The 1,607-nt window shown below is 65.1% G+C and carries 2 protein-coding genes; one reads left to right on the forward strand and one right to left on the reverse strand.

Annotation, left to right across the window (positions count from 1 at the left end; translation table 11 throughout):
- Positions 1-130: 130 nt before the first annotated feature.
- Entirely contained in the window at positions 131-418 is a 288-nt protein-coding gene (locus I6U14_RS12915) for a hypothetical protein (RefSeq protein ID WP_296899914.1), read from the reverse strand.
- A gap of 107 nt (positions 419-525) precedes the next feature.
- Between I6U14_RS12915 and I6U14_RS12920 the strand changes: the two genes are divergently transcribed.
- Positions 526-1,482: an AAA family ATPase gene (locus I6U14_RS12920; protein WP_296899915.1), complete on the forward strand. Its 957-nt coding sequence runs from the start codon at positions 526-528 to the stop codon at positions 1,480-1,482.
- The last annotated feature ends 125 nt before the right edge of the window (positions 1,483-1,607 follow it).

Here is a 1,607-nt window from a genome sequence, read left to right on the forward strand (position 1 = left end):
GAGCAGGGGACTGAAAATCCCCGTGTCGGCAGTTCGATTCTGTCCCTGGGCACCACAAAACCAAGGGCTTACCGGCGTCAGCCGGTAAGCCCTTTTCATTTGGGGAACGGTGGGGGAACTTTGGCGCGACTCAGCGCGCCCACCTGCTGACAAAGTGCTTATGCCGCCCCGGCGGTGCCGGTCCGGGCTGCTGCTGCGGTGCCTGCTTGACGACGACCGGCTGCATCTGATGCACGGCCAGGCTGTGCGCTGCGGCCCCGTTCAGGGCTTCGCAGTCCAGGAAGCGGTTGTCCTTCTGGCTCCTGATCCAGCGCACCCGCCCGGCGGTCTTGCGGTGCACGGCCTCCAAGTAGGATTTCGCGCGCGGCCCCGTGACCACCATGGGCGATAGCCCACTGATCCACCTCTCGATCGGCACGATCCGCAAGGCGCTTGCGCCGAATTGCCAAAACCCGCAGCATTGCGTGGCCAAGCTGCAGGGCCAAACCCTGATCACCACCAAATCCTCGCGAGCAGTAGCCAAGCATGACCCCGGCAGACCTCACCCCCGTCCGCGAGCACATCGCATCGCGCATCATCGGCCAGCACAAGTTCATCGACAGTATGCTGGTCTGCCTGCTGAGCGATGGCCACCTGCTGGTGGAGGGCATGCCCGGGCTCGCCAAGACCACCGCCGTGAAGGCATTGGCCGAGGCCATCGAAGGCGACTTCCACCGTATCCAGTTCACGCCGGACCTGCTGCCGTCCGACTTAATCGGCACGGATATCTATCGCCATGAGCAAGGCGAGTTCGAGTTCCGCCCCGGCCCGCTCTTTCACAACGTGCTGTTGGCCGACGAAGTCAACCGCGCGCCCGCCAAGGTGCAGTCGGCGCTGCTGGAGGCCATGGCCGAGCACCAGATCACCGTCGGCCAGCGCACCTATCCGCTGCCCAAGCTCTTCATGGTGCTGGCCACGCAGAATCCGGTGGAGCAGGAGGGCACCTACCACCTGCCGGAGGCGCAGCTCGACCGCTTTCTCATGCAGGCGGTGGTGACCTATCCCACGCGGGAGGAGGAGCTGGAAATCCTGGCGCTGGACAGCCGCCAGCAGACCGAGCCGGAGCCCGAGCCCGCCCAGCCGCTGAGCCAGGAGCAGCTCTTTCAGATGCGCCGCAACGTGGCCGAGCTGTATCTGGACCCGAAGCTGCACAGCTACATCGTCGATCTGGTGCAAGCCACCCGGCATCCGAAACTCTACGACGCCGACCTTGCCCGCTGGTGCCGATTCGGTGCCTCCCCCCGTGCCAGCATCGCACTGGCCCGCTGCGCCCGTGCCCGCGCCTGGCTGGACGGCGACGAGTTTGTCGCCCCCCACCACATCCAGCTCGTAGCCCCCGAGATCCTGCGTCACCGTCTGCTGCTCACCTTCGAGGCGGAAGCAGAAGGGATTACGACGGATGAGTTTGTGAATCGGTTGTTGAACCTGGTGGCCATTCCTTGATTCTTTTCAAAGAGTGCGTAGGGCGTAGTGCGCAGTGCGGGGCCGAAGCAGCACGGAGTTGGCCTGCCACGCCGGTTTACGCCCTTGTGCGACCGGACCCAGTGCGCGGCGCAGCAAGCGGTCCG

Source organism: Thiohalocapsa sp. (genome assembly GCF_019695415.1).
Lineage (GTDB): Bacteria > Pseudomonadota > Gammaproteobacteria > Chromatiales > Chromatiaceae > Thiohalocapsa.